26 protein-coding genes and 1 riboswitch are annotated in these 22866 nt (G+C 59.7%); of the genes, 13 read left to right on the forward strand and 13 right to left on the reverse strand.

Going from position 1 to position 22866, the window contains the following annotated elements; all coding sequences use genetic code 11:
* Positions 1-31 precede the first annotated feature (31 nt).
* From ACIQLF_RS07340 to ACIQLF_RS07385, 10 genes are all read left to right on the forward strand, one after another.
* Positions 32-658, forward strand: a complete 627-nt coding sequence (locus ACIQLF_RS07340; protein WP_400296208.1) for a recombinase family protein — start codon at positions 32-34, stop codon at positions 656-658.
* A 931-nt stretch (positions 659-1589) separates the two neighbouring features.
* Positions 1590-2180 carry a J domain-containing protein gene (locus tag ACIQLF_RS07345; RefSeq protein WP_400296211.1) on the forward strand — a complete coding sequence of 197 codons (591 nt, stop codon included), beginning with the start codon at positions 1590-1592 and terminating at the stop codon, positions 2178-2180.
* Positions 2177-2572 carry a hypothetical protein gene (locus ACIQLF_RS07350; RefSeq protein ID WP_400296213.1) on the forward strand — a complete coding sequence of 132 codons (396 nt, stop codon included), beginning with the start codon at positions 2177-2179 and terminating at the stop codon, positions 2570-2572. The genes ACIQLF_RS07345 and ACIQLF_RS07350 overlap by 4 nt, the downstream gene beginning before the upstream one ends.
* Positions 2569-2943 (forward strand): hypothetical protein, encoded by a 375-nt coding sequence (locus ACIQLF_RS07355; protein ID WP_400296216.1) that lies wholly within the window; start codon positions 2569-2571, stop codon positions 2941-2943. The genes ACIQLF_RS07350 and ACIQLF_RS07355 overlap by 4 nt, the downstream gene beginning before the upstream one ends.
* Complete coding sequence (locus ACIQLF_RS07360) at positions 2936-3349, forward strand: hypothetical protein (protein ID WP_400296218.1); 414 nt, start codon at positions 2936-2938, stop codon at positions 3347-3349. Before ACIQLF_RS07355 ends, ACIQLF_RS07360 begins: the two co-directional genes overlap by 8 nt.
* 13 nt (positions 3350-3362) lie before the next feature.
* Entirely contained in the window at positions 3363-3941 is a 579-nt protein-coding gene (locus tag ACIQLF_RS07365) for a hypothetical protein (protein WP_400296220.1), read from the forward strand.
* 35 nt (positions 3942-3976) lie between these two features.
* A complete protein-coding gene (locus ACIQLF_RS07370) occupies positions 3977-4300 on the forward strand; it encodes a hypothetical protein (protein WP_400296223.1) in 324 nt (107 codons plus the stop codon).
* Positions 4300-5025: an antirestriction protein ArdA gene (locus ACIQLF_RS07375; RefSeq protein WP_400296225.1), complete on the forward strand. Its 726-nt coding sequence runs from the start codon at positions 4300-4302 to the stop codon at positions 5023-5025. Before ACIQLF_RS07370 ends, ACIQLF_RS07375 begins: the two co-directional genes overlap by 1 nt.
* Before the next feature lie 860 nt (positions 5026-5885).
* The gene (locus tag ACIQLF_RS07380; RefSeq protein WP_400296227.1) at positions 5886-6422 is read left to right on the forward strand and encodes a hypothetical protein; all 537 of its coding nucleotides are present in this window, start codon (positions 5886-5888) and stop codon (positions 6420-6422) included.
* A gap of 73 nt (positions 6423-6495) precedes the next feature.
* A complete protein-coding gene (locus ACIQLF_RS07385; RefSeq protein WP_400296229.1) occupies positions 6496-6981 on the forward strand; it encodes a DUF3846 domain-containing protein in 486 nt (161 codons plus the stop codon).
* A gap of 120 nt (positions 6982-7101) precedes the next feature.
* Here the strand turns inward: ACIQLF_RS07385 and ACIQLF_RS07390 are convergent, their stop codons facing one another.
* The 13 genes from ACIQLF_RS07390 to rplS all read right to left on the reverse strand — a co-directional run bounded on the left by ACIQLF_RS07390 (position 7102) and on the right by rplS (position 18829).
* Entirely contained in the window at positions 7102-7419 is a 318-nt protein-coding gene (locus ACIQLF_RS07390; RefSeq protein ID WP_400296232.1) for a hypothetical protein, read from the reverse strand.
* 82 nt (positions 7420-7501) lie between these two features.
* Complete coding sequence (locus tag ACIQLF_RS07395; RefSeq protein ID WP_400296235.1) at positions 7502-8452, reverse strand: toll/interleukin-1 receptor domain-containing protein; 951 nt, start codon at positions 8450-8452, stop codon at positions 7502-7504.
* A 203-nt stretch (positions 8453-8655) separates the two neighbouring features.
* Positions 8656-9423 carry a hypothetical protein gene (locus ACIQLF_RS07400; protein ID WP_400296238.1) on the reverse strand — a complete coding sequence of 256 codons (768 nt, stop codon included), beginning with the start codon at positions 9421-9423 and terminating at the stop codon, positions 8656-8658.
* On the reverse strand, positions 9420-9605 hold the full coding sequence (locus ACIQLF_RS07405; RefSeq protein WP_400296240.1) for a hypothetical protein: 186 nt from the start codon (positions 9603-9605) through the stop codon (positions 9420-9422). Before ACIQLF_RS07405 ends, ACIQLF_RS07400 begins: the two co-directional genes overlap by 4 nt.
* Positions 9606-9644: 39 nt before the next feature.
* Positions 9645-10634, reverse strand: coding sequence for an ATP-binding protein (locus tag ACIQLF_RS07410; RefSeq protein ID WP_400296242.1), 990 nt, complete (start codon positions 10632-10634; stop codon positions 9645-9647).
* On the reverse strand, positions 10631-10990 hold the full coding sequence (locus ACIQLF_RS07415) for a YraN family protein (protein ID WP_400296245.1): 360 nt from the start codon (positions 10988-10990) through the stop codon (positions 10631-10633). Before ACIQLF_RS07415 ends, ACIQLF_RS07410 begins: the two co-directional genes overlap by 4 nt.
* 155 nt (positions 10991-11145) lie before the next feature.
* Positions 11146-12693, reverse strand: a complete 1548-nt coding sequence (locus ACIQLF_RS07420; protein ID WP_400296247.1) for a hypothetical protein — start codon at positions 12691-12693, stop codon at positions 11146-11148.
* 265 nt (positions 12694-12958) lie between these two features.
* Entirely contained in the window at positions 12959-13285 is a 327-nt protein-coding gene (locus tag ACIQLF_RS07425) for a DUF2469 domain-containing protein (protein ID WP_400296250.1), read from the reverse strand.
* A gap of 30 nt (positions 13286-13315) precedes the next feature.
* Positions 13316-14008, reverse strand: coding sequence for a ribonuclease HII (locus ACIQLF_RS07430; protein ID WP_400296253.1), 693 nt, complete (start codon positions 14006-14008; stop codon positions 13316-13318).
* Positions 14008-14736, reverse strand: coding sequence for a signal peptidase I (gene lepB, locus ACIQLF_RS07435; protein ID WP_400296255.1), 729 nt, complete (start codon positions 14734-14736; stop codon positions 14008-14010). The genes ACIQLF_RS07430 and lepB (ACIQLF_RS07435) overlap by 1 nt, the downstream gene beginning before the upstream one ends.
* A gap of 228 nt (positions 14737-14964) precedes the next feature.
* Complete coding sequence (locus ACIQLF_RS07440) at positions 14965-17508, reverse strand: S1 family peptidase (protein WP_400296257.1); 2544 nt, start codon at positions 17506-17508, stop codon at positions 14965-14967.
* 215 nt (positions 17509-17723) lie between these two features.
* Entirely contained in the window at positions 17724-18326 is a 603-nt protein-coding gene (gene lepB, locus ACIQLF_RS07445) for a signal peptidase I (RefSeq protein WP_400296260.1), read from the reverse strand.
* A gap of 143 nt (positions 18327-18469) precedes the next feature.
* The gene (gene rplS, locus ACIQLF_RS07450) at positions 18470-18829 is read right to left on the reverse strand and encodes a 50S ribosomal protein L19 (RefSeq protein WP_400296262.1); all 360 of its coding nucleotides are present in this window, start codon (positions 18827-18829) and stop codon (positions 18470-18472) included.
* A 397-nt stretch (positions 18830-19226) separates the two neighbouring features.
* A riboswitch (TPP riboswitch) is annotated at positions 19227-19334 on the forward strand.
* Here rplS and thiC point away from each other — a divergent pair.
* The 3 genes from thiC (at position 19329) to ACIQLF_RS07465 (ending at position 22860) form a co-directional block, all read left to right on the forward strand.
* A complete protein-coding gene (thiC, locus tag ACIQLF_RS07455) occupies positions 19329-21131 on the forward strand; it encodes a phosphomethylpyrimidine synthase ThiC (protein ID WP_400296265.1) in 1803 nt (600 codons plus the stop codon). Its footprint overlaps the riboswitch before it by 6 nt.
* A 101-nt stretch (positions 21132-21232) precedes the next feature.
* On the forward strand, positions 21233-21985 hold the full coding sequence (locus ACIQLF_RS07460) for an ankyrin repeat domain-containing protein (protein WP_400296267.1): 753 nt from the start codon (positions 21233-21235) through the stop codon (positions 21983-21985).
* Positions 21986-22071: 86 nt separating this feature from the next.
* Complete coding sequence (locus ACIQLF_RS07465) at positions 22072-22860, forward strand: ankyrin repeat domain-containing protein (protein WP_400296270.1); 789 nt, start codon at positions 22072-22074, stop codon at positions 22858-22860.
* Positions 22861-22866: the final 6 nt, after the last annotated feature.

Here is a 22866-nt window from a genome sequence, read left to right on the forward strand (position 1 = left end):
AGTCCATTAATCAACCTGAGGGCACATCCTAGTGCCCCAGGTCATTGGATACGCCCGCGTTAGTACAGGCAAGCAGGACTTGGATAACCAGCGCTATGAAATCGACCGATACTGCGAGAAGTCAGGTTTAGTACTGACGGAATTTGTAGAAGAGGTCGTGTCCGGATTCAAGACCACTATTGGTGACCGGAAGATTAGCCAGCTACTCGATGGCCTAGGTCGCGGGGACACTTTGATCGTCAGTGAAACCAGCCGAATATCCCGACGCCTCATAGACGTGCTCAACACAATCCAGATCTGCTTGGATCGCGGTGTCACCATCATCGCGGTCAAGGAGAGCTATGTATTCCGCGACGACATCAACTCCAAGGTCATGGCATTTGCCTTCGGACTGGCAGCCGAAATCGAGCGCAGTCTCATTTCGGCCAGGACAAAAGAAGCGCTGGCCCGTAAAAAGGCTGAAGGCGTCGTTCTAGGCCGTCCGGTCGGATCGTTCCAACATAAGCACTACAAGCTGCATGGCAAAGACGAAGAAATAGTTGCCCTGCTCCAAAAGCAAGTAAGTGTGAGTGCGTTGGCTCGCGTCTTCAACGTAAACCGAAAAACCATGCAGACATATATCGCGGACAACAATTTGCGCGATAACTCGCCAATCTAAACGCCCGTTTAGAATATATGGACTATTTTTGGATAAAAGCGCATAATACAACCAAATATGAACATCAAGCAACGACTACAACATCTATTAGACAATCACGCAAATGACGGTTACATCAATCAATGTCTTGGCCTAAGTCTCGAATCGATAGCGAACGCTCGGCTTGGACTATTTGGCCCAGAATTTGACCCGCCCGCGCAAGTTGTCACGAATTCTCAAAAGAAGACGCTCACGCAAGCGACAAGGCCCTTCCCCCAAATCCCAGTCAGTATGCGTGATTCCGAGCGCATACTCGTTCTAGCAAGGCACGGGTTGTCAGTGCGCAAGATTCGTCCCTACTTGACACTTCCGATTGGCGAGCGAGCCATCAACAACTACCTCACCAAGATGTTGGGCCCTGCCAGGAAAGGGTCAGTTAGCCGCGATCACCAGATTCATCCGTCGTTCATGCCATACGTGATCGAAGCGCTAGAACGACTCGGAAAAGATCAATTCACTTGCGAGATATGTCTAGAAATAGTCCCCAAGGGCTGCCAGGTCCATCATACGAAGTACGAAGGCGCGACCGTCTACGACTTGATGTTCATCTGCCAGAGCTGCAATTTATCCAGGGAGAACAAGGGTCTCATCTAGTCGTTGCTCACTCCCCCATCGTTGCAACTAACAAATCTATGCAGACATGCAGAAAGTACGTTAGCGCTTTACAAGCGATTGGGGAGTGGTCAAGGACCGCACAACAAATCTAATCGGAGAACACATGAATGAAGATATTTAGACAGTGCGCAGCTTTTCCGTTCGTGATCGTCGGCGTTCTCTTCGTCCTGCTCGGCATACTCGGACTTGTTATCGCTAGCCGAGTCGAAGGCCTGGACCGCGTCCGTGTTTTGTTTCGGACAATTGCCGAGATCTATGAGGAACATGAGGTGATCTCATGATCGATGCCTTCCCGCTTCAATGGCCCACCGGCCGCGCACGTACACCAAAGCACGAAATAAAGTGGGGAAATCTTAACAAGATGCCTTCAGGGCGAATACGTTCGTTGCTAGTCAAGGAACTGCAGCTGATGGGCTCCGATGGCTTTGTGATTAGCAGCAACGTGGAAGTTCGACGAGACGGACTTCCCTACTCAGGTCAAAAGCCACCCGATGACGCTGGTGTGGTGCTCTACTTCCAACGCAAGAGTGTTGATATCGCTATCTCATGCGACGCATGGGCAACAGCGGATGCCAATCTCAGGGCTATCGGTCTAACCATCGAGGCGATCCGAGGGATGGAGCGATGGGGAACCGAAGAGATGGTCGACCGTGCGTTTGTGGGCTTCAAAGCTCTACCCGAGAGGACTATTGTCACTCCTTATCAGGCCCGGCTTTGGTATGACGTCCTGGAAGTGTCACCCACAGCGAGCCCACAAATCATCAAAGCGGCCTATCGACAACAGCTACTGAAACATCATCCCGATCAAGGCGGTGAATTGGCGGCATTCAATGAGGTGCAGAAAGCGTACAAGGAGGCCACGTCGTGATGGACCAAGAACTATTCGAGCTGTGCAGGGCGGTCTATGAACGACTGCCAGGATGGGACAACACCGAGAAAGCCTACGCTTACCTGCAGAATCCGTATGTAAAGAATGTATGGGCTTGGGAAGTTATACCGCTTCACGAAGACAACGTTGATGATGTGGACGAATGGCACCCTCTCTACACTTCCGACTTCTTGCTAGACAAGCTCAAAGACTTTCAAGATGCCGGGGTTGGTACGAATACTCGCGTATGGCAAGCAAGAGTGCTGAGCGACAAGCAGCTTCCCGAATATGCACGCGTCCGCCAGTTCATTGCCACAGAAGCTGAAACGCCGTTGAAGGCTCTCCTCAAACTAGTCGTCGCATTGAATGATGCTGGGGAGCTACCACGATGATCGTCGGCTTCGACTACTGGCAAGTCATCAGCCACTACCCTGAGTACTTCAGTCGCCTGGCAATGATGCATCAGGAAGCGGGAGACAAGGTTGTCGTCAACTCTGCCGTTGGCCATAACCGGCAAGGAACCGTAGAAGCTGAGGTTCGAGATGCGGGCATTCCCAACAGCGTGCGTGTCCATGAGGTCGTATTTGATCTTCCAGGGCAATCCCCCACGTTGAAGCTGGCCAAGTGCCTAGTGCTAGGTGTGGAGGTCTTCTACGACGATCGCGATGATGTCTGCCGGCTACTGAATGAACACGGCATCCTGGCAATGCGCGTTACTCGTAAAGACGGCTCGACCTATGACCTTGGAGCTGAACGTGGATAAGTACGTCGTCAACTTCGAACAAGCCAAGCAACTGAAGAAGGCTGGTTTCCCCCAAGACACCGTTTACAAGTTCTACCAAGTAATCGTGACAGGTGAGGTGAAGCTGATAGCTGGGGACTATGAGGATCTAACAGTGGGCGGCAAGCACACGCGGTCATTTGCAGCACCTATGACGGATGAACTGCTGGAGCATCTAGATCACTCAATAGCATCTCCCCGACGTGGCACAAGACTGTGGCTCAACATGAAAGTTTCGCAGCACTCGGATCAAAAGGGATTCAGCTATGGGAAGGTCGGTGGGCTGCGGTACTCCTCAAAACCGCCTGAAGCATTGGCGATTCTCTGGCTCCGAGCAAATGACAATAACTACGTTGAACAAGATGAGAAGCGGATGACGATGCCTTGATATTGTTCAGCTTATGGCTGGGGAAATAACACAAGAAGCAATAGTGCTCGCTCTGGGCGGCGCTGGTATCGGTGCCACGGGTGCGATCGTCGCACAAATCGTGGGCGGGATATTCACTACGGGGCGCGAGAAAAGAAAGGCCAACTCTGATCGAGAGTTGTGGGAACTCGAAGCCGAAGCGAAACGCAGGGATCGGAGCATCGAGCAGAAGACGGAACTCATGACCGAGATTCTAACTCTGGCAGAGAATCTGATTTCCGATGTCTACTTTAGGTCGCATTTCGACTCAGGAGTTACGGCCAATCAAAATGCACAATATGACGAGCTCCGGCGCAGCGTGCACAGACTTAGCATCCTGGTGCCAGAGGTTTACCCGCATGCTAAAGCCTTATTGAATCCGACCGGTAGATTCATGCTTACACGCCATACCGACTTCTACAACAACGTCGAACACAGTGAAGATGTTGGCAACAGGATCAACGCTGAATACGCAATTGCGGGATCGTCCGTCCGATCGGCACAGGATGCCTTCAGCGCATATATCTCACACAAGTCACTTCCGGAAGTATTTACAATCGGCAACGGATACTAAGCAAACAAAACTACTTACCTTGAAGGAGGTGATAAATGACCAAAGACAATAAACCGGAGACACTAGATGAACTAGGAATTTCCTTCGCCAGTTTCTGTGCATCGCAAGGCACTCCCTTTGGCTCGATGCCTGAGGACAATGAGCGCTTGGAGCAATTTAAGGCCAGCCTCTCTGCAATGGTGGCGGAGATAATCGGTAAACCTATCGACATCCATGGCCGCTCCAGTATTTACGAGAGTAAGTCAGGAACCGAAGGAGTCTGGCAGAGATACTACGACTTGGGTACGAATGGCCGCATTATTGAGCAATCTGAGCGGGCCAGAGATAAGGGCTTCGCAGTCCCACGAGGCGAAGCGTAATGGAACGCCTGCCCCAACAAGAACCAGAGTTCAAGCTAAACGACGATCATCTCGTTGCCCTAGCAATCATCGAAGCCATCGCTGAAGAACGAGAGATCACAGACGCTGCAGCTCGCGTCATGGCATCCCAGTTACATGGTGGCCAATGGACTGCACTCTATGAGCTGGCTTCAACTGGCAGCATCGACGAAGAGCGACTCCCCCACGAATTTGTGGAGCTCTACAACGAGGAGACGGCTTCGATCCAGGTAAAGGACATGGTCAACCTGCTCGGCACCTACTGCATCAATCGCGAAGATAAAGGCAGTCAATCAGGTTGGAGCTTGCAGTGGATTGAGGCGCCGGAGATACCCGAAGGTTTAGGACTCGAAGATATAGATGATCCTGAGATCGTTGCAGAGCTCGTACACGCCGTGAACACCCACGGTGAGGCAATGACTCATTATTTGGATTACATCGGCTACAGGACGGCTCACGACGTGCGAGAAGTAGTGCGTCAGTTCCCCGAACACTTCCATGGCAAGTATGAATCGATGGAAGACTACGTGATCTACATTCTGGGAGAGCTCGGCCAGGTTGCGCAGCTCGATGATTTCAAGCGAACTGTTCCGGAGGATCTAATTGGATACCTGAACTGGGACACCAAAGGACTCGCTGAAGACTGGTCAATAAACAAGTTTGAAGTCGTCACTACAGATGACGCCGTGTTCGTCTATGACAAGTAGCCGGCCAAATCTGATTGACAAGAATGCCCTGCTGGTTCAAAATCTGGGGCAGGAGGAAACCGATGAGTAAGCTCGATTCCACCAAACTGTCTTTTGAAAACCTTGAATCCGACGAACCATACAGACAACGTTCTGAGGCCAATCGGAGACAAGCCAGACAAGAGGTCAAGAAACTGAAACATCAAATCGGCAGCCTATACGCTGTCGTCACCGCGGCTAAACCGTAGCGCACCGAGTGAACACGTTGCCTGCAAATTCAAAGGCCGTGTGGAGTAGAGGTGCCAAACCACTCCACGGCAACACACTCGCATTGAACTTTGACATCCAGAATCCAGATCCGGCCATGGTGTTGTGACGTGGCTGGAACTGGGCATACAAGTGGCGGAAGTAATAGACGCAGCGGCTTGTTAAAAGGAGTCCCTCTGCGACGGTAAGGACGAACACGGCAAGAGTCTGCTTGGCGAAGGGTTGCAAACCAGAGCCAAGCAAGTAAACGCCGAGAGACCAACGTGCAGGGTGAAGTTCCCTGCCTTGTATGCACTATCTGGACTATGTAGGAGGGCAGCCAAAAGAGTGATCTACGGCGGGGATTGGCTTTCGAACCAATCTACCTAAACGGCCAGGCTTACATAGACCAGTTGATCGCATCACCTCAACCTGGTGCGATCAACTGGACAGATGAATTTGCTCCCGTTTATTCGTCTGTTCTGACGCCGCAGTGCTGCACGAAGGTGTTTACACCTTTTCACCATCGTGCAGCGCCTTGTCCTCTCGGTAACTTGTCCGGTCTTTGTGATTGAACCATTTAAGTTGCCGGTGGGACTAGGCATCGATTTATCAATTAACACCAAGGAGGTGATGTGAGTGTTAGCAGCGAAAAAGGCAAGAAGCTAGAGAACGAAGTAGCCAAACTAATGCAGAAGAAATTGGGTGCTCGCGTTAGCCGTGACAAACGCAGCGGGGCCGGCAGTCATCAGAAAATGGACATTTCAGATTACTATCAAGACACTCCGTTGGATTTGGAGGTCAAGAACCACAAGACCATCAAGATCAAAGAGTGGTGGCGTCAGGTAGTCGGTGGCGCAAGCTTTAGCCGCATTCCGACCGTCGTCTTCCGCGCAGATGATGAAGTCCTGGCTACGCTCCGATTCAGTGACCTCGTAGACCTTATTGCAGAGACCCAACAGCACCGCGTGGAGATCAAGAAGCTACGTGCCCCCATCGTCAAGATTGGCAGCGGTGAAATCGTAGATCCAGACAAGATAACCCCCAGCGAAAGCCGTTCGTCCTGGCGGGAATGCCGAGGCGGCAACATCATCAGCCCAGGCGAAAAGAAGTGCTTGGTGAAGAACTGCCAATACTGCTCAAACAAGAAGGTCAAGAAAGAGAAGAAGTAGTCACCAGATCGCGGATTGGAATCTGTGCCTAACCGGGCACGGAAACAATCCACGATCGAAAAGAGTGATCATCATGGTCAAGGGAATCTTCATTCCATCGGATCAAGAGCGGGCCATTGAACTCCGTGAGTACAACTCACTGAACGACTACCAGCTTGCAGTCCAGGGCTACATTGAAGCGATAGACATCGACCGGCCTGGTGCAACCATCTTCATCAACGAAGAGGGCAAACTTACCGGACTGGATACCAACGGACGCGCGACACTTATCCTCTGGGTTCATCTGTCCCGATACAGGGGCATGGATGTCATCAAGGGAGACGTTGTCATCGTCGGAAGGCCCGATTCTCAAGGCAACACCCAGGACGTGCCACAGGAACTCGTAGATCTCTTGTTCAACACTGAGTCCTACAGAATCGAGATCAGCACGATCTCTGGCAACGTGAAGTGGTTGGGGAAGGATTCTCACTTCGACCAATGGACGACCGCTTATATGGTTGGCCTCCACACTGCCGAAGAATGGGCCGACGTCGACGAAGTGCGTGTGTTACCTGTTTGATCGTGGAAGCCCCTACCTAATCGTAGGGGTTTCTTCATGCCTAGAAATTGAAAAGACCCCAGTCCTACGTGAGTAAACTCGAACGTAAGACTGGGGTCGTATGTTGTGGGCTGCTGCCGGTTAGACCGCTGCACCTGGGCGAAAGTTCTTGCGTCGGCCCTTGAGGCCATCGGCATTGTCCAACACTTCCTGAATCTTGGGAGAGAGCTTGTTGAACTCTTCCAAGGTCACGACGAGCTCGACAACTTCAGTCCCGTGGCGAAGCTCCAGTTGAACCAGATCTTCGAGGGGCTTCAAGCCCTTCAGCTCATCTGGCAATGCGTCGAACTGGACGGATTCCTCAAGGCCTGGATGCGTGCGCACGACCACATTTGTGAACGCGTCGTCCTTACCTTCTTTGCCTGACAGGTCAGAGACTTTTCGGGATACCCATGCCATCTGACTCACCTACTTTCATGTGCGTAGCAATCACTGGTTGCGATCACTTCTGCGCATGATTATGAGACTTCGTCATTTAATGTCAATACGTATATATGCTTCCATCCACAGCTTTTTCGCCAAAAGAGTCGGACTTGAACTTGATCTTCATGTCCGGTAAATGAGATTTTAATTCAATAGCAATTTGATTCATTGCTTTATCACTGAGGTTCTCTTCGCTTTTGATCCAAATAGCTCCATCTGATAAGCCCAAGGAAAAATCAGCAATATATGGTGAATCTTCTAGCAGTTGCCCTACAATATTCAAAAAACTCTTGTCGAGGCGCGGGTTAGACACTAAATTAACCGCTGAATCGCTACCGATGTTATATGACGTGGTTCGAACTGGCCTGGTTCTCTTGACTACATCATTGCGCAGCAAGGCGTTTGTTCTCGTGAGCTCCCGAACGGAAGCGAGGATTTCGGCCATTGCATCCCCAGCATCGGCAACGATGGGCGAGGGATGAGGTGCCTTCGCCGGATCTACCTCTTCCGGGAATTGGACATTGATTTCAGCAAGCTTGGCCTCAAATGATGGCCAGCAAATCCTAAAGGCCTCTTCAAGTAAATTGTGTGGACGCTTGTCGTCGCCGAGCGCTTCATTGATCGAGACCAAGAGACTCTTCATGCTCTCCTGTTCGGGAAGGGTCGCTTGGTAGCTCGCCATAGGACCAACGAGATCAGTTGGCTTCTTGAAATCTATGAGCAAAGGCGCAACACGGGAATCTGAACCTTTGACACGCTTGGACAATGCACCTGCTTCGAAGTTCAACCATTGCGAACCTTGATTCCAAGGAGTAACAACAATGATGCCGAACGATGTGTCGTCAAGCTCACGTTCAAGCTGTTGGTTCCACTTGAGACCAGCCCTCAAACCTTCAGTGCTTATCCAGGGCTCAATGGCATTCACTACGGTTGGCAACCAAGCATGGAGAGCTTTTGCGACCGCCAGACTTTTCGTCTCTGATCCCGACCAACTAATGAATACCTTCAAAATGCTCCCCCTGCTTGCGATGAATACTTGGACCAGCTTATCAACATGGCATTGATGCAGATCATGTCAGGCGCACAGGCTGTGGGCGTCAGTCACTTACTCTTTACCTAATTGTACAAATTGTTATAATTATAGGTATATGAATGCAGGATTCAATCTACAGAAATACGTGAAGAAGTCGACAGCGGCTAGCGGCGTTCCTGTCAGGGTTGATCCGATTCAATCTCAAGAGGTGGCGACGCTTCTTGCGCAGCGCGGTTAGCCGTAAATTCCAAAGTTTTCTTTAGTTCTGCTCGCTGAGCTTCATCGTATTCCCGATATCGACGAGCCTCTTCTTTTCGTCTAGCGTCTTTCTCGTCCCCCGATCTCGAAAAGACCTTAAGCCCACCACTAAACTCGCTCCATTTCTTTTGCGTCTTGTTCATCTCGCGCACGGCCTTTGCCAGGTCATGCATTCCATACGTAACCATGTAAAGTTTTGACTTGTATACGCCCCAGTCGAGAATTGCTTCGGTATGGAGGACGTTGTCTCCTAGTCCCCGGTAGGTTATCTGCGCTTCATGACGGTCTGGCAACGTGGAATCTTTCCGAGCAAGCGATGTATCCCACATGGTTCGCCATTCTTGTCCAGGCGCTAGGAATGGAATCACTTCTGGGAGCTTTACTATTTCGCTGGGTGCCCGTTGAGGCCATGGATCGATGTCAATCTTGACGTCATACGCAGCCGTCAGTCCGTAATTCTTGATTACAAGATCAAGGATAGTTTCTGCAGCAGCTGGCTCTGTATAGGCAACGACGTAAGGCTGGGATCGCTCCATCTCCAAATCTTTGGTCTGCTGCCGTGCTAAAGATGCCTCCTTAAGTTGACTCTTCGCGTATAAGAGTGCAACAAGAGCAATTACGAACGTAAGCGCCGTAGCAACGGCCGATACCCAATCCGTAATCGACGGTGGCCCCTCGATGAAAATCATCCTTCTCCCCCAAATTCTCTAACGCGATCGTGCCCGTCAGCAGCCTGGTTGACTGCCTCGATCAATTCCTCATAAATGGCTCGATCATCTGGGCTCATCTTCTCATCACCATGGGACACATAGAACTCAGCAGCCTCCATCGCCAGTGCGTTCCAGGCCTTTCGTTCGGGACTCTCGCTCATCTGGCAAACCTAGCAATCACGCGGATTTTTGGCCACGATTCACTCGTTTTCGGGGCGCTGGTGCTTGTGGAGTGTTTCGCGTACTCTTGCCTCATCCAGGAACAGCACGCCCCGGTGGGCCCTGGATGCGGCGCCGGGTCGCGGGACGCCGCTGCCCCCGCCGATCAGCGCCACCATCGAGGCGCTGTGGTGCGGGGCCTCGAACGGCGGGCGGCGGATCAACGCGGTGATCTGCCCGCCTCCTGCCGCGAGCGAATGCACGGCGGTGGTTTCCATGGCCTGGACGTCGTCAAGGTCCGGGAGCAGGCCCGGCAGGCGCTGTGCGAGCATGGTCTTGCCCGCGCCCGGGGGCCCGGTGAGCAGCAGGTGGTGCCCGCCGGCCGCCGCGACCTCCAACGCGTAGCGTCCCTGCGCCTGGCCGACCACCTCGGCAAGGTCCAGCGCCCGCACATCCACTCCCGCCCATGTCCCCGGCTTGCGTTGCGGGGAGTGGTGTCGCGCCCGGAAGCGCAACCCGGACGGATCCGCCCCGCAGTCGGCGAGCAGCTGGGACAGATGGTCGTAGGAGCGCACCTTGGCCCCGGCGACGAGTTCGGCTTCGGCGAGGTTCCCGGCCGCAACAACGATCTCCGGGTAGCCGGCACGCACGGCGTCCATGACGGAGGGCAGCACACCGGCCACCGGACGCAGCGAGCCGTCGAGTCCGAGCTCGGCGAGGTAGACCACCTCGGGCTGTGGCGTGATGCTGCGATCCGCGGCAAGGGTTGCCAGCAGGATCGCCAGGTCGAAGCCGGAGCCGCGCTTGTGCAGGGTCGCCGGGGTCAGGTTCACGGTGATGCGGCGGTTCGGCAGCGGGATGCCTGAGTTTCGTGCCGCGGAACGGATCCGCTCGCGCGACTCGTTCAGCGACGCATCGGGCAACCCGAGCAGCAGGAAGCCGGGGATGCCGTTGCCGACGTCGGCCTCGATTTCGATGAGCTGGCCGTTCAGGCCGGTCAGCCCGATGCCCAGCGTCCGCGCCAGACTCATGATTCGACCCCGACCAGGTGTTCGATGCTCGGTTCGCGCCCTGGCACCATGATGATCGCGAGCACGTCGACGCGCACCGTGCGGGCGTCCCTGCGGTGCTCGACGCACCAGCGCCGGGCCAACCTGGAGATCCGCCGCAGCTTCACCGGGCTCACCGCCTCGGCGGGATGCCCGAAGCCCAGCGAGCTGCGGGTCTTCACCTCCACCCCGACGATTTGGCCTGCATCGTCGGCGATGATGTCCAGCTCGCCGATCTTGCACCGCCAATTCCGTTCCAGCACGGTGTACCCGACACCGGCCAGGTAGCTTGCGGCAAGCTCCTCGCCCTTGGCACCCAGTTCTTGGTTGTGGTTCATACACCCGCATTCCCTTCGGCAATCCCCGGGCCGGGACTCGGCGAGCGCCCGGCCTGAATGGTTCATTGCACTTAGCGTGGCCGCTCAAGCAGCCATGCGGGGTCGGGACCGTCGGGAATGTGGATAAGCCGAGGCACGGTCCCAGGCAGCCGGCGCTAGCCCACGGAGCAGTGCCAGTAGGCGGCCTGCTCGCCATGCTGCCGAATGATTCGGTCACCTGTGGATCCGGTGGCGGGCCACAGGTCGATCCGGTACCTGTCGACGGTGTTTTCCTCTTCGAGGATGCAGTCTTGCTCATGCCCCTCGTCCATCTTGATGCCCGCATAGCGAAGCCGGTAGCGGCCAAGCGGAATCGCTAAGCGGTCCAGGGACGGTCCGCCCCATTCCGTCAGGCAGATCCCTTCGGTCACCTCGTACGGGACCTCGACAACTTCTTCCCATTCCTGGTCGAGGGCAGGTTCGCTGTCGTTCAGGTGTACCGAGAGTCCAACGTGTCCGGTGTGCATGCCCGTAATGAAGAAGACTCCCGGGTGCGCCGCGGCACCGCACAGGCCGTTGCTTTGGCCGCGAAACGCTTCATCCATGTCGATGTCGTAGTCGCCTTCGGGGAGGATGTAGAACTGGCCGTAGGCCACGTGGATCGTGCCGTCGAACAATGTCACGCGATCCCCCGGGGTCATGTTTGTCGGAGTCGATTTTCGCTTCGATTTCTTCTCGCGGGCGTCGACCCACGCCTTTGCGTCCGGCCGGTGGCCCCGGGCCGCGGCTTCGCGCAGCACTGCGGGGTCGAGGTCGAATGCAAGGTTCAGCCGCGGCGTCTTTTTCCGGTCATTCATCAGCCGGTCGATGCGCAGCGTGCAATGTAGTTCCCGGGCTGCCTGCAGGTTCGGGATCCACAAGTCGTTGCCGTAGATCACGAAGCCGGAGGCAAATGCGGCACCCCCGCTGCCGAAGGTGTCGGTGTAGTCAACCCTTCCCGCCGGGTCGTCGGCGCTGAAGGCGAGCTCGAGGGATCCTTGCCAGGCATTGACCCGGCGTTGCCAGTCCGCGTCCGTTTCGCTTTCCGCACGAATTTGCGCGCACTCAATCCCAAGCATGACCCCAGATCCGTAGACCTTGGCCGTGGCCAGCTGAACCAGCAGGCCTCCACCCGAATGCAGGAGTTGGTTTAGCGCGATCGTGACGCCGAGCGCCGGGCCCGAGGGACCGTAGCGGTTTTCGTCGTGCTCTTCCTCTTGCTCCTCCCCGGCGTCGTCCCACTCCCCGTATTCCGCACCGTCTGGGTCCTGATGCTCCCCGGCGCCCGACGAGTCGCGCATGAGCGGGTCGCTCAGGAAAGCGAAGCCGGTGTAGGCCTCGTGGCCGACATTGAGGCCAAAGAGCGCTTGGTGGACGGCGTCCGAGGCTTCAAGCAGCGGCGAACCGGTGTCGAATTCGTCGAAGACGGCATCGAAATCACCCTCATGCCCTGCCAGCACCCGCGAATAGTTCTCCAGCGCCGTGTGGAGTTCGGCAATGCCCTTGGTGAAGGCGCGTTTTCCGGCCTCCGGGGCAGGCTTCCCGCCGTCGAAGGACGGGCCGATGGAGTCCAGGTTCAGGCGGTTGCCCGGGGTGTCGTTGACGACGAATCCGACGGTGAAGCCGCCGAGCTCGGCGAGCGCCGGCTCATCGGGCGTTTCGGAGGGCGTTTGGTCCTGGACCATGAGTGTGGGCTCCTCGTGACTCGGGTACGGGATCTCGGCAAGACCCCTCAACCGACGGTTGACCTGTAATTCCGGTGTTTCGATGAGCCTACCAATGCGTCCCCGCAAATGGCTGCCGTTCGCGGCGGGGTCCCCTGTCGTCCGTCGGGCAACTGCTCCCGGCGCCAACAGGCCACGCACATACAGCGCTGCCCCGCGTTCCGTGGTGGAATGCGGGGCAGTGGAAGGCGCGGTGCGGCGGCAGGTGGCCGGACCGGGTGGGCACTCAGCCCAGGTCCAGGCCGTCCTTGGGCATGGCCAGGTCTGTGTCGCGGTTCAGTTCCTCGATGTTCACGTCCTTGAAGGTCACGATGCGCACCGACTTCACGAAGCGGCCCGTGCGGTAGACGTCCCACACCCAAGCGTCGGTGAGGGTCAGGTCGAAGAAGACCTCCCCGTCGGCCGAGCGGGTCTTCAGGTCCACCCCGTTGGCCAGGTAGAAACGCCGTTCGGTTTCCACCACGAAGTTGAAGAGGTTCGCCACGTCCTTGTATTCGCGGTAGAGCTGCAGTTCCAAATCCGCTTCATAGTTTTCAAGATCTTCGGCACTCATGTTGCTCCCTCGCCTTCCTTGTGCGATTCCCTAGCCCTTGGGTGTGAGCTGCCAGGTCTTGCGGTGGTACCCGGTGGCCCCGTGCTCGACGATTGCCTGCCGGTGCCCCGTGGTGCCGTACCCCTTGTTTTGTATCCAACCGTACGCCGGGTGTTCACTATCGTAGCCATCGAGCAGCTCGTCGCGCTCGACTTTGGCCAAAATCGACGCCGCGGCGATGGACAGCGCCAGCAAGTCGCCCTTGATCAGGGTTTGCACGGGGATCAGCAGGCCGTCGACGTCGTCGGGTTCCCCGAATCCTGGCATCAGCGAATCGAGCAGAGTGGGCTGCCTGGTGGCCGAGAGCCAGTCCAGGTTCCCGTCCAGCAGCACCGCGTCGGCATCCACGCCCGCCGCCGTGACGGCACGCAGGCCGGCAAGCCGCAGCGCGGGAACCAGGCCGAGTTCGTCGATCTCCGCGGCGCTTGCATGCCCGACTCCCCAGCCCGCGGCCCATTCCTTGATCAGCGGAACCAGGATGTGGCGCTGTTCGGCGTTCAGCAGCTTGGAATCACGCACGCCGGGCAGGTCCGGGACGCCGTTCGGGTCGATGACGACGTAGCCGACGGACACCGGTCCGGCCAGCGCGCCGCGGCCGACCTCGTCCGCGGCGCCGATGAGCTTGTGGCCCCCGCGGGCGGCCAGGGCACGCTCGTGTTCGAGGGTGGGTGGTTGTGAAGCCATTAGTTCTTGGTGGCCGGGCTCTTGGGGGCCGGCACGCTGGAGAAGACCTCCGGGTGGTTGGAGATCCCCCCGATGCGGTCCAGCGGCCAGGAGATGACCGAGGCCTTGCCCTCGACCGAGGAAATGTCGACGAACCCGTCCTGCACGTCCTCGTGGTAGCGCGAATCTGCGGATTCGGCACGGTGGTCACCCATGACCCAGAGCTTGCCTTCCGGGACCACCTTGGCGAATTCCTGCTCCGAGGGCGCATCGCCGGGGTAGATATAGGGTTCGGTGATTTCGACGCCGTTGACGGTCAGCTTTCCGTCCGGGGCGCAGCACTTGACGGTGTCACCTGGCATGCCGATGATGCGCTTGATCAGGTGCTGGTTGGATGCGTCCGGAACCAGGCCGACGAAGGCGAAGAATTCGTCGACCGGGTTTGTTACGGTAGAGGCGATGGGCGGAAGCCAGCCCTGGTCGTCGCGGAAGACCACGACGTCGCCGCGGGTGAGTTCGAAGGGACCGGGGACCATGAGGTTCGCGAAGATGCGGTCGTTCTTCTGCAGGGTTTCTTCCATCGATCCCGAAGGAATGTAGAAGGCCCTGAAGAAGAAGGTCTTCACCACCAGGGAGATCACCAAGGCGACGACGACAACGATGAGGATTTCCCGCACCGCCGCCCACAAGGGATTCCGTTTCCGGCGGGGTCGTTCCGATGCTGCTGCTGGCTCGCTGGCGTGCGTCACGTGCGTGGGGCCCTTTCAGGGGTGTCTAACTGCTGTCTTGGCGGCATGCGCTTCGTGTGGCACCGGTGTTGGGTGCCGTCGGCTGCTTGCGCGCCGCCGCCTCCAAGCCTACGTTGCGACGCTGGCAATTTGCCTATGGGGCGCGAAGGTTCGGAGAGGGCTCCCACGTCGACGCGGGATTCGGCATCCGTCGGCCGGCCCGGCCTGGCCGACGGATGCCGACACCTGTTATGCGCCCGACCCGGCGACGCTGAACGTGACCTTGGCGGGTGCCGAGGAGGTCTTGTTGAGAACCTGCACGGCTCTTGCCGTGTGGGAACCGGCCTTCAAGGTTCCGGGGATCCGCACCTTCCAGGTTCCCCGGACAACAGTGGCACTCACTTTGGCGCTGCCCAGGGTGACCTTCACCGTTGCACCGCTGATGCCGCGGCCGGAGATCGTGGTGGACGCCTTGCCATACGCGATTTTCTTGCCCGCGGTCGGGGATTCGATTGATGGCGCCACTGGGATGAGCTTGAAGCTGGTCCGGGCGCTTCCCGAGGTGTGCTTGCCGACTTTCTGCGTTGCCTTGATGCCGTGGCTGCCGTAGGACCAGGTGCGCTTCAGCTTGACGCTCCACGTGCCGTCCCCGCCGATGACAAGGCTCTTGGTGACTGCCCCGCTGAGCTTCAGCGTGGCCCCTGGAATGCCGGTTCCCGAAATGGCGCGCGGCGCCTTGGTCGAGACCCTGTCGCGTGCCGGGGCGGCAATGACCGGGGCGCGAACGGCAACCTTGAAGGAAACGACAGTCGCCCGGGAGACGTAGGAGCCCTTGGACTGCGTAGCGATGATCTTGTGTCCGCCGTATCCCAGTGCGCTTGTCTTTTTGCTCCAGTTGCCGTCCTTGTTGACCGTTGCCTTGCCCTTGACGGCGCCGGAGAGCTTGACCGTGGCGCCGGGAAATCCCTTGCCGGCAATCTTGGTCACGGCACCGGCGGTGGTCGCCCCGTTTTTGGGTGCCGTGAATCTCGGGGCCGGCATGGCCAGCTTGACGGAACCCGAGGTGGCTCGGGACTTGCTGAAGCCCTTGGCCGTCTGAACCGTGAACGTGAACGTGCCGAGCTTTTCAGGGGCCTTGAAGCTGAAGGCGCCCTTGGAGATCTTGGCCGTGGCGATCTTCTTGCCGGAGGAGACCACCTGGACCGTCGAGCCGGATGGTGCCGATGCAACCGTTCCGGAAATCTTCGCACCGGCCTTCAGGCTCGCACCCTTGGCCGGCGTGGTGAGTTTGGGGGCGTTGACAAAGAGCTTGATGGTGTAGCCCTTGGCCTGCTTGAGCGCTTGTTTGATGTCGGCGAAATAGGCACGGCTCCGTTCATCCTGTTTGTTCCCAGAAATCGCGCTGGTAATCCCCACCGCGTTGCCGCCTGAAATGACCGACCCGCCGGAATCGCCCTCGAAGGCCTTGGAGAACTTGGGGTTGGGCATGCCAAAGCCGCGGATGCCGCGAAGGTCCGTGGTGTTGTTCTTGAACCCTCCGACGAAGAAGATCCCCACCTCGTCAACCAGGTCACAGGTCCAGCCCGTTGTCCGGCCTGACTTGCAGACGGGTGACCCGATGACGGCGCTTGCCACTCCCGTAACCTTGGTTCCGGAATCACGCTCATCGACGCCTTTCTTCCAGTCGGTGACTAGCGGTTGCTGCCGCAGTGAAGGATCGATCTTGTCCAGCACCGAAATGTCGGTGCCAATGTTTCCAAGCACATGTGTGCCGTCGGTAAGGATTGCGGTGTTGCCGGGGCCACCGAATTGGGAGAAGCCGAAGGAACCGAATGGGGCACCGAATGGGGCACTCGGATCCACGAGTGCATCCGGTGCGCTGTGCTCGGCAACAAAGACCTGATCAATCTGCCCGTCACGCGTGCAGTGGCCGGCCGAGAGTGCGGCGCGGGCGCCAGTGGCATTGAAACCGTTGAAACCCACCGAACACAAGGTGTAGCCCTGGCCGAATGGCGCACTGTACGCCATACCGCCGAGCACGTCGTTGGACGCTGACACGGTTGCGGGTCCCTCGGCATCGTGGATGCTGACATCGGGGTACTGGGTCGCGAATTCCTCCGGGGTCAGATTGCCGCCGGACGTCAGGACGCGCGCGGCGGGACGGGCAGGTGCGTCCTTGGCGCCTCCGCCGGAGCGGATCACGAAGCCGTCGGCGGTCTCCATGACCGCCTGGAGTTGGCTGAGCGTGTCTGGATCGACCGACGCAACGTACGCCCTGTACAGCTCATCGACGTCCGTAGGACTCTTCTTGGTCGGTGCGGGGGCAGTCGCGGAAGCGGACGCTGTGCTCGCTTCGTCAGTGGAAATTGCGAGCTCGACCCCGGTGCCCCGCGTCAGCGTGTCCAGCTTTTGGGTGACGGCGGCATGTGCAGCAACACCGACCTTGACGGCTATCTTGTTGCCCTCAATGGCAAAGGATCCCTTGAGTTTTGCCTTCCGTAGATCCGTGCGGAGCCGATCCGCAACGGCAACGAGCTCGCCCTGGGCCCTGAACTCTTCGACGCCCATGCCCAGGTCGCGCTTCACCGCCTCGGCAAGCCCTTGGGGCAAATCCTCATCCCGAACATCAGATGCGGCCGCGGTGATGGCGGTTAGCGTCGTGACGCCGGGATTCGACGTCTGCCCGGCGGTTGCCGGCGGGGGTCCGGCCACGAGACTGCTGCCCATCACGAAGGCCGCGGTGGCGGCGGCAACACCGGCACGCCTTAGGAAGGTCAGTGACGATTCGTGCATGTGGTGTTCTCCCCATCGAGGTGGTGTCCGGCATGTTGCATTCTCGGATGCGTTGGGGACATCCGGACCGGGCACAAAACGAGCAACGTTTGACCGCAGGGTGTCACTCTAACCCGAGGCCATGCGGGAACGAAGTCCCGGCGCCACTATTGCGGCGACACCTTGGGAGCCCCGCAACCGCTCATGTGTGGCGGGGAATCCGAGGGGCCTGGCTGCTACTCGGGCGCCGATGCGGTGTCTGGCTCCGTGGTTCCGTCGCCCACGGGACGCTTGCGGTCGAGCGGCCAAATGACCTCACGGGCCTGCCCTAGGACCCTGTCGACAGAAATCATGCCGCCGCCGGGCGCACCGAGCAACGCCCGGGAGTCCTCGGAGACCGAGCGGTGGTCGCCCATGACCCAAATGCGGCCGTGCGGAACCTTGGCGGTGAACTCCTGCTCGCTGGGCTTGTCGCCGGCATAGAGGTAGGGCTCATCCAGCGGATGGCCGTTGACGCTGAGCTTGCCGTCCGGCCCGCAGCAGGCGACGGTGTCCCCTGCCACGCCGATGACACGCTTGACGTACACCGAGTCGTTGCCGGCAAGGCGAAGTGCCCAGGCAAGGGAATCCACGGCATTGGGACTTTGATAGGGCAGGAAGGAGCCACGGCCGTCAAAAATGATGATGTCGCCGCGCTTGATGGGCTCTGACTTGTAGGCAAGGCGGTTCACCAAGAGCCCGTCACCGGGGTTCAACGTCGATTCCATGGAGGCGGAACCGATGTAGTAGAAATCAATGATCGTTGCACGGATCACCAAGGTGATCACTGCCGCGGCCATGAGGGCGCCAACGGCAAAGCGCCAGCCCCGCGAACGGGACCGGCGCTTTGCTGAAGCGGAAAAACTTTCCGATTCTGTAGGTTGATCCACGATGGATCCCCGTGACCGCGCGAAGGCGGAAACGAAGGTTCTCGCTTTTCTTACTACTTGGCGGTGCGGAAGTCGCGCTTTTCGCGGATCTTCGCAGCCTTGCCGTGGCGATCGCGCATGTAGAACAGCTTCGCACGGCGAACGTCGCCGCGGGAAACCAGTTCGATCTTTTCGAGGACCGGGGAGTGTACCGGGAAGGTACGCTCTACGCCGACGCCGAAGGAGACCTTGCGAACGGTGAAGGTTTCGCGAACGCCGTCACCCTGGCGACCAAGGACGAAGCCCTGGAAGACCTGGACACGGGAGTTCTTGCCTTCGATGATGTTTACGTGAACCTTGACGGTGTCACCCGGGCGGAAAGCCGGGACATCGGTGCGCAGCGAGGCTGCATCGACAGAGTCGAGAATATGCATGAATGCATCTCCTAGGCAGACGCCGCAGGTCACCTACCTTAGACACGGGACACTTATTTTCCCCGACGCACAAAAGCGCGACGGCAGAAAGATTTGGTGTTCCGAAGCTTGGTACCGGGACCCGTTTGCGGATCCTCGGCGGATCAACTGTTGACTCGTTCCCCCTGCGGCAGGAGCAGAACCCAGTAGACCCAAGAATCCATTTTGCCATACTCCCGGCCATGCGGCGAAGTCCGGCACCCCGGGAGCTGCTCCCGCGGTCGCGATTCTTCGGCACACCCGACCCGCGTTCCGCCGTCGCCGGGCGATCGGCGGCACCCACGGCTCGGTGTCGAGGCGGCGCCACGCGTGTCCGACGTTACATTTGACCCTTCGGCGGAATGTGCTGTAGCTTCACTTACGACCACACGGGAGCCCTTGCAGGGGCTGAGATCGAGCTGACGCAGCTTGCGACCGTTGAACCTGTCCGGGTAATGCCGGCGAAGGAAGTGAGTACTCCTTGAGCACCATCGAAACAACGATCAACCCTGCCCAAGACGCCCCCGAGGCAACCGAAACCCAATCCCTGAGGTCCCACTCGCTGGCCTACCTCGAGGATGCCGATTCCGGGATCCGGGTCCCGGTGACCGAGATCGCGCTGGAACCCTCCCCCGGCGGCCAGCCCAACGCCCCGCTGCGGGTGTACCGCACCGCGGGTCCGGGCAGCGACCCGGTCGTGGGGCTGCCGCCGTTCCGCGCGCCGTGGATCGCGGACCGCTCGGACACCGAGACGTACGCGGGCCGCGAACGCAACCTGCTCGACGACGGCAAGTCGGCGATGCGCCGGGGGGCCGCCTCGGCCGAGTGGAAGGGAGCCAAGCCGGAACCCCGGCGCGCGGATCCCGGGAAACGGGTGACCCAGATGCACTACGCCCGCCGGGGCATCACCACCCCGGAAATGCGCTTCGTCGCCCTGCGCGAGAACTGTGACGTGGAGCTGGTGCGCAGCGAGGTCGCGGCCGGCCGGGCGATCATCCCGAACAACATCAACCACCCCGAGTCCGAGCCAATGGTCATCGGCAAGGCGTTCCTGGTGAAGATCAACGCCAACATCGGCAACTCCGCGGTGACAAGTTCCATTGCCGAGGAGGTCGACAAGCTGCAGTGGGCCACCCGGTGGGGCGCCGACACCGTGATGGACCTGTCCACCGGCGACGACATCCACACCACCCGCGAATGGCTGATCCGCAACGCCCCGGTTCCCATCGGCACCGTGCCGATCTACCAGGCTCTGGAAAAGGTCAACGGCGAGGCCAACGCACTGACCTGGGAGATCTTCCGCGACACGGTGATCGAGCAGTGCGAGCAGGGCGTCGACTACATGACCATCCACGCGGGCGTGCTGTTGCGCTACGTGCCGCTGACGGCCAACCGGGTCACCGGCATCGTCTCGCGCGGCGGTGCCATCATGGCCGGCTGGTGCCTGGCCCACCACCAGGAGAACTTCCTCTACACGCACTTCGACGAGCTGTGCGAGATCTTCGCCCAGTACGACGTCGCGTTCTCGCTCGGCGACGGGCTGCGCCCCGGATCGATCGCCGACGCCAACGACGCGGCCCAGTTCGCGGAGCTGGACACCCTCGCGGAGCTGACGGCCAGGGCCTGGGAATACGACGTGCAGGTCATGGTCGAGGGCCCCGGGCACATCCCGTTCCACCTGGTGCGGGAGAACGTCGAACGCCAGCAGGAGCTGTGCAAGGGCGCGCCCTTCTACACGCTCGGCCCGCTGGTCACCGACATCGCACCGGGCTACGACCACATCACCAGCGCGATCGGCGCCACGGAGATCGCCCGCTACGGCACGGCCATGCTCTGCTACGTGACGCCCAAGGAGCACTTGGGCCTGCCGAACAAGGACGACGTGAAGACCGGGGTGATCACCTACAAGATCGCCGCCCACGCCGCGGACCTGGCCAAGGGGCACCCGGGTGCCTCCGCGCGGGACGACGCCCTGTCCAAGGCGCGCTTCGAGTTCCGCTGGCGCGACCAGTTCGCCCTGTCGCTGGACCCGGTCACCGCCGAGTCCTTCCACGACGAGACGCTGCCCGCCGAGCCGGCCAAGACCGCGCACTTCTGCTCCATGTGCGGCCCGAAGTTCTGCTCGATGCGCATCAGCCAGGACATCAGGGACGAGTACGGGTCGGCCGAGTCGCAGGCCGCCATCGCCCAGATGTACGACGGGATGCGGGCCAAGAGCCGGGAGTTCCTGGCCTCCGGGGGCAAGGTCTATCTGCCCGAACTGGAAGTCCCGGCCAAGGTCTAGACCGGGATTCCGTCCCGTGTTCCCCCGCAGCAGGCCGGCGCGGGGGCACGGGACGTCCCGGGCCTCGACCACGTCGGCGGTCCGAAACTAGTATGGGGCCCATGCCCCTTCCACGCCCGGTTCGCGTCCTGACCACTGGTTCGTTGCTTGCTGCGCTGTTGGCGGTGAGCGCCTGCAGCACCCCGGAGACCGGGGCTCCGGAAACCCCGGCACCCACGCGCGGGGCCGCACCCGAAACCGCCAACGAAAATGCCGCGGCGCTGGGCCCGGCGCTGCTGGCCGCGGCCGTGGCGAACGACGGCCCCGGGGTGCGCAGGCTGCTCGAGGCCGGGGCCAACCCCGACCACCGGGATGCACGGGATCGGCCGGTGCTGGTGGTGGCGACCCGCGCCAACGCCGTGGAGGCCGTGCGCGAGCTGGTCCTTGCGGGGGCCGACGTGAATGCCAAGGACGCGATGTCCGATTCGGCGTTCCTCTACGCCGGGGCCGAGGGCCTGGACGAAATCCTGGCGCTCACCCTCGAGCACGGGGCCGACGTGGCCAGCATCAACCGCTACGGCGGCACGGCGCTGATCCCCGCCTGCGAACGCGCCCACCTTGAAACCATCGGGTTGCTCCTGGCAACCCGGATCGACGTGGACCACGTGAACAACTTGGGCTGGACCTGCCTGCTGGAGGCCGTCGTCCTGGGCGACGGCGGCACGGCCCACCAGGAAGTCGTTCGGCTGCTGATCGCGGCCGGCGCGGACCTGGACATCGAGGATTCCGAAGGCACCACGGCGCTCGGGCATGCGCTGCGGATGCAGCAAGGCGCCGTGGCCCGGCTGCTGCGGGAGGCCGGGGCGCGACGCTAGGCCAGAGGACCAAGGTTGCCGTTGGCGCCGGGAATCTGACGCCCGATGGCCTCGACCACGCCCCTGCCGCGAAATAGGATGAGGCCATGTCCAAGACGCCCGCGGTACGGAAGCTGGTCACGTGTTCGGTCATTGCCGCGCTCCTGTGCCTCGGCGCCTGCGGCATCCCCACCTCGGGCGTGCCGGGGTCCGTGGCACCGGCGACCCCGCCCACGGCAACCTTGAATCCCGACGCCGCGGCGGTCCTGGGACATGCCTTGATCCACGCGGCATCGGTCAACGACACGGCCGAGGTGGGCAGGCTGCTGGAGGCCGGCGCCCCCGTGGACTACCGCGGGGAGGACGCGCGGACGGCGCTGCTCGCCGCAACCAGGGCCAACGCGATCGAGGCGGCGCGCGAACTCATGGAGCACGGCGCGAACGTGAACGCGAAGGACGAGCTGAGGGACTCGGCGTTCCTCTATGCCGGAGCCGCGGGGCTCACCGAAATCCTGGTCCTGACCCTGGAGCACGGGGCCGACCTCCGCGCCACCAACCGCAACGGGAACACCGCGCTGATCCCGGCCTGCGAGCATGGCTACGCCGAAACGGTGGAGATCCTGATCGACAACGACATCGATGTGAACCACGTGAACGACCGCGGCTTGACCTGCCTGCTCGAGGCTGTCACCCAGGGCGACGGGTCGCAGCCCTACCAGGAGGTGGTGGCGATGCTGATCGACGACGAGGCGGGCCTGGGCATCAAGGACCCCCAGGGACTGACCGCGTTGGACCACGCCCGCCGGTTAAAGCAAAGCTCGGTGGTCCAGCTGCTCGAAAGCGCCGGATCACCGAGCCAGGCCACAACGACCGGCTCCACTACGACCGGACCCTGATCCTGT

Source organism: Paeniglutamicibacter sp. NPDC091659, assembly GCF_044756805.1.
Lineage (GTDB): Bacteria > Actinomycetota > Actinomycetes > Actinomycetales > Micrococcaceae > Paeniglutamicibacter.